Origin of the sequence: Photobacterium sp. OFAV2-7 (assembly GCF_022347985.1) — a bacterium.
Taxonomy (GTDB): Bacteria; Pseudomonadota; Gammaproteobacteria; order Enterobacterales; family Vibrionaceae; genus Photobacterium.
This window is the reverse complement of sequence record NZ_JAKRFQ010000345.1, coordinates 1-5025: the sequence shown is the minus strand read 5'-3', so window position 1 is coordinate 5025 and position 5025 is coordinate 1. Positions and strand designations below refer to the sequence as shown.

5 protein-coding genes are annotated in these 5025 nt (G+C 45.8%); 2 read left to right on the top strand and 3 right to left on the bottom strand.

From position 1 onward, the window contains the following. Together lpxL (MHN01_RS16350) and lpxL (MHN01_RS16345) are read left to right on the top strand one after the other, a co-directional pair. The coding region (gene lpxL, locus MHN01_RS16350; RefSeq protein ID WP_304622864.1) for an LpxL/LpxP family Kdo(2)-lipid IV(A) lauroyl/palmitoleoyl acyltransferase at positions 1-916 on the top strand (916 nt) is incomplete at its 5' end. A 330-nt stretch (positions 917-1246) separates the two neighbouring features. Further along, positions 1247-2173, top strand: coding sequence for an LpxL/LpxP family Kdo(2)-lipid IV(A) lauroyl/palmitoleoyl acyltransferase (lpxL, locus tag MHN01_RS16345; RefSeq protein WP_239412316.1), 927 nt, complete (start codon positions 1247-1249; stop codon positions 2171-2173). A gap of 122 nt (positions 2174-2295) precedes the next feature. Here the strand turns inward: lpxL (MHN01_RS16345) and MHN01_RS16340 are convergent, their stop codons facing one another. The 3 genes from MHN01_RS16340 to MHN01_RS16330 form a co-directional block, all read right to left on the bottom strand. Then, positions 2296-3138: a pirin family protein gene (locus tag MHN01_RS16340; protein WP_239412315.1), complete on the bottom strand. Its 843-nt coding sequence runs from the start codon at positions 3136-3138 to the stop codon at positions 2296-2298. A 133-nt stretch (positions 3139-3271) separates the two neighbouring features. Next, positions 3272-3892: a DNA-J related domain-containing protein gene (locus MHN01_RS16335; RefSeq protein ID WP_239412314.1), complete on the bottom strand. Its 621-nt coding sequence runs from the start codon at positions 3890-3892 to the stop codon at positions 3272-3274. A gap of 189 nt (positions 3893-4081) precedes the next feature. After that, a partial coding sequence (locus tag MHN01_RS16330) for an HDOD domain-containing protein (RefSeq protein ID WP_239412313.1) occupies positions 4082-5025 on the bottom strand: 944 nt, incomplete at its 5' end.

Below are 5025 nucleotides of genomic sequence, written 5' to 3'. Positions count from 1 at the left end.
ACCAACTTTTAGTTATAAATTTCTCCTGCCTCGCTATTGGCCTACATTAGTGATGATCTTGGTTATGTACCTGCTTAGCTGGCTGCCATATTTTATCCAGTTTCGCCTAGGACAGTGGATTGGGCAGGGAGTTATGCGGGTTTTGCCTAAACGTCGTCAGACAATTGAGAAGAACCTTTCGCTTTGCTTTCCTGATATGCCAGAACAGGAACGTAATCGTCTTGTTGAAATGAATATCAAGAATGCCGGGCTGGCGCTGTTTGAAACCGGAATGGCCTGGTTTTGGCCTGATCTGCGTGTTCGCCGCCATGTGACCCTTGAAGGCATGGAGCATATCTACAAGCTGGAAAGCGAAGGGAAGGGGATGTTGATGATGGCGGTTCATTCGATGAACCTGGAATTGGGGGCACGTGCGTTTGGGATAACTAAAGCGGGAATGGGGGTTTATCGACCTAATAGCAATCCCTGTTTTGATTATTTCCAGTATCAAGGCCGCTCTCGCTCAAACCGTACCTTGATAGATCGCAGAGATGTAAAAGGGATGATCCATGCTTTGCGTACCGGTAAAGTCGTATGGTATGCCCCGGATCATGACTATGGTCGTCGTCGTTCAACCTTTGCTCCGCTTTTTGCCGTTGAAAAAGCGTGTACGACAACGGGAACAAGTTTATTGGCTGATGCATCTGAATGTGCCGTAGTGCCGTTTACAATTGTCAGAAATACAGAATCCGGCCAGTATACCCTGAAAATTCATGAGCCTTTGGAAGCCTTTCCTCATAAAGATGAACAGGCTGCGGCAGAGTACATCAACAAAGCCGTTGAGCGTTCCATCATGGAAGCTCCCGAGCAATATATGTGGCTTCACCGTCGCTTTAAGACTCGCCCGGAAGGAGAGACTTGCTTATATGCTAAATAATCGTCCTAGTGAGAGACTTATTGCCTAAATAGGCCTAACGCATCTATCTTTCCAAAAGCCCGCTCATGTGGGCTTTTCTTTCCTCGTCAAACATGTCATTCATTCCTTTTGGGTATTATTTGTTCTCTGTAATGTTGTAAACTTACAGGGCTAACTATTGGATTTAAGTATAGTTTTCTTAATATAGCCTGTATGGATAGCTAGAAGTCTTGTTACAGTCTTGCATGATTGGTTACTAATTAATAAAATACGATGTTCGATATGGGTAATCCCTTGCTTTTATTGACCATGATGAAGCCATAATAATAACCATGGGAATGTTTTTCTGATATGAGTAATTTAACAGCGCCTACGTTTAAAAAAGCGTTTCTTCATCCACGCTATTGGCTAACGTTGACCATGATTGGTGTGATGTATCTAATCAGCTGGTTGCCGTATTTTATCCAGTTCCGCCTCGGCCAGGGGCTTGGGCGCCTTGCAATGGTAATAATGAAAAAGCGCCGCAAGACGATTGAACGTAATCTTGAGCTTTGTTTCCCGAATATGTCAGCGGATGAACGCGAAGCGTTGACACAAAAGAACATCGACAATACAGGTTTGGCTATGTTTGAAACCGGTATGGCTTGGTTCTGGCCAGATTTGCGAGTTGAGCGCCACGTAAGCTATGAAGGTTTAGAATACATTCATCAGCTTGCAGAGCAGGGTAAAGGGGTTCTGTTGGTTGCCGTGCATTCGCTGAACCTTGAACTCGGTGCCCGCGCATTTGGATTGAAAACACCGGGAGTAGGGGTTTATCGACCAAATACGAACCCGTGCTTTGACTACTTCCAGTTCAACGGCCGTATTCGCTCGAACAAATACATGGTTGATCGCCGAGATGTGAAAGGCATGCTGCGCGCATTGCGAAAAGGTGAACGCGTTTGGTATGCGCCGGATCATGACTACGGTCGACGTCGTTCGACATTTGCTCCGTTATTTGCGGTTGAAAAAGCTTGCACCACAACCGGAACCAGTTTGCTGGTCGATGCATCTGATTGTGCTGTGGTACCGTTCGCGATGGTCCGCAATACGGATATGGGGCGCTATACACTGAAGGTCTTCCCACCGCTGGATGAGTTTCCTCACAATGATCCTGATGCTGCCGCTGCTTATGTAAACAAGGCTATCGAGCGCTCAATTATGGAAGCGCCGGAACAGTATATGTGGCTTCACCGCCGCTTTAAGACACGCCCAGAAGGCGAAGAATCTCTTTACTAACTCTCAATTGTGATTAAGAAAAGTGTAGGGATTAGCACGACATGGTGCTTTCCCTTACACTTTTTTTACCTGCGGCACTTTGTTCCAATGAACTTATCTTCTAATAAATTCGCCTTCCTGGTTTAGCCAACCAGCTTACCTTGCTGATAATCAGATATCGCCTGCTCAATTTCTTCCATGCTGTTCATCACAAAAGGACCATAGTGAACAACGGGCTCATCGATGGGCAAGCCTGAAAGAAGTAAGATGCCAGTATCCTCTGTTGCTTTGATTGACAGTCCTTCACCGCTCTCGAGAATAGCCAGCTGACCTGCCCGGGCCGTGACGCCTGCGATCTCAATAACTCCCTTGTAAACATACAACATGGCTTGAAAATCCGGATTCAGGCAACTGTTGAATGATTCGCCACTGGTTGCTCGCCAATCGGCAACTGTTGTCGGAACACCGGTTTTCTGTAAGGGGCCGGTTAATGTCTCACCCTTGATGGTCAAATCGCCGGAGATAACACGGACCAGGCTATTTTCTGAAAGTGATTTTTCTGTGATCACTTCGGGTTGGAAATCATGGTACTGCGCCGGTTGCATTTTTTTGGTTGCTGGCAGGTTAATCCATATTTGAAAACCATGTAGGTTGCCATCGGTCATCATGGGCATTTCACTGTGAATAACGCCACGTCCAGCCGACATCCATTGCGCGCCGCCATCGCGAAGCTCACCGGTATTTCCCATATGATCCTTATGCTGGAAATGTCCTTGCAGCATATAGGTTAGGGTCTCGATACCTCTGTGCGGATGAGGAGGAAAACCGCCGATATAATCATCTGGGCTTTCTGATTTTAGCTCGTCAATCATCAAAAATGGTGAGAACTGGCTGTTGTTAAAACCATGCGCTCGTTGAATTTTGACGCCATCGCCATCGGACGATGGGTGAGAATCGATGATTTGCTTAATACGTCTGATAGCCATATGCCCTCCGAATACAAACCCATTCAATGGGGAATGTTGTTAGTGTAGGAGGGAGGCTTGGTGGTTAACAGAGGATAAAGGTGAACAGCTTGTTTGAAAAAACTGAATGACTTTGGGTCGCTATACCTAGAACCTAGAACCTAGAACCTAGCCTTTGCCAGGCTTCACATACTTTGCGGAATTGTTCAGCATCACCATTAGGTCTGTCAGGGTGCCAGCGCAGAGCGAGCTTGCGCCATTGACGGCGGATTTGACTGGCTGTTGCATCAGCAGGGAGTTCCAGAATGGCAAGATCCTGGTGGTTGCCGTTTGAAATTGGTGCAGATGAAGCGTTCTGTGAAGAGCCGATATGGCTTTGGTAGCGACGCCAGAATGAAGACAGCAAGGCTTTAACTGCTTCAGCATCCGTGTTGTAGTTACGCCAGTCAAGGTAGTAGCTTCTTAACGGATCGTCAGTGTCGACTTGGTTATGGTCAGAAGCCAAGTTATGTGATAAGCGAATGTCCATAGCTTGAGCCTGAAGCCATTGCTTTGGTAGCAACATCTCCTGAAGCTGATAGAGAGCGTTCATCAAGAGGAAATTGCGTTTAAAGAGATCTTTTTCCGGATCGTCGTCTAGTGTTTCGAGAAGGTCTTGTTGTCTGAGTGCATCAGCTAAAGTATGGATCATCCAACCGCTTGGCTTCGCTTGCAGTAGCGATATAATCGGCCAGATCAAAGGATTGTCGTATTCGGTATACTTATCTAGATCCATTTCTCATATGCTTCTCATTGAATTTGAAACCAGCGTAGCAGAAAAAAGGGAAATGAAGAAGTTGGCTGGGTTAAATAGTATTAGCGATGGTAATACGTTGATAATAAAACTCTATTTTCATCGATATTCCTAGAAAAGGAATATCGATGTAGATCGGTAGAAGGCTGAGTATAAATATCTAGCCTGAAGTTAGTCCTTATTAACTGACAGGCTAAATTTACCTGGATTACGAGCACCAATACTTTTTAGGATCTTTCCGTCCATTTGCATATGCGCGAACCAGTAAGGAGCATGATCGGTCAGAAATGCGTTACTTTTTTTCATCATATCGTAGATAGCATAGGATCTTGCCTGGCCGAGAGCGACGCCATGCAGGCTGCGTTCATAGACAGACACATCATTGATATCTTCCAAGAGGGCATTTTTTAGATGCAGGTTTCTTGGGCCCCAATCGATATAGTCAACAATGCGCTGAGTAAGCCTCTTTTCCCACTTCTCAAGTACCGCAGGCAGAAACTCCATGGAGTAGCTGACATCGGCGCACGCAAAATACTCCTCACGTTGCTCATTTTCTCTGAACCTTGTCATGACCAGTTCCAAAGCATCATCAAAGCAGTTTGTAAAGTGATTACATATGGCGAATTGACTAATGCCGCGTAACATTCCCAGCAAAACGCCTTCGTCAGGCTCTTTATACCCGGCATCACTTAAACGCATGCGGGTCACGTTCGCCATAGTGATTGCATGCTGCCACATTTTCGGGGCGATAAGCTTTGTATTGCTGTCAGCCCACTTAAGGAGTGGCTTTGTCATCAGAACAGGGTAGAGCATCCGGCAGTTATCAACTCCGATAAAGCCGATGGCTGTTTTTGGATCGGATATTTTTCTCGGCGTCTTTCCCATTTGCTTACAGAACTGTGTGTTATTCACAAGTTCAAGAATGTTTGCGCCCAGGGAATTGTAGAGAATCGCAAGTGAACCAAGTTTTTGAAAGTTAAGTGTGGGTGTATATGCAAACGAGGCAAAATCGGCAAAGCCAGAGTGAAGGTTGAGCAGTCGTTCAATGTCCATCTTTTCAAAGCGGGATTCCATTACATTTTCCGCTGTTTTCTGAACCAGTTCGAGGATCTTTT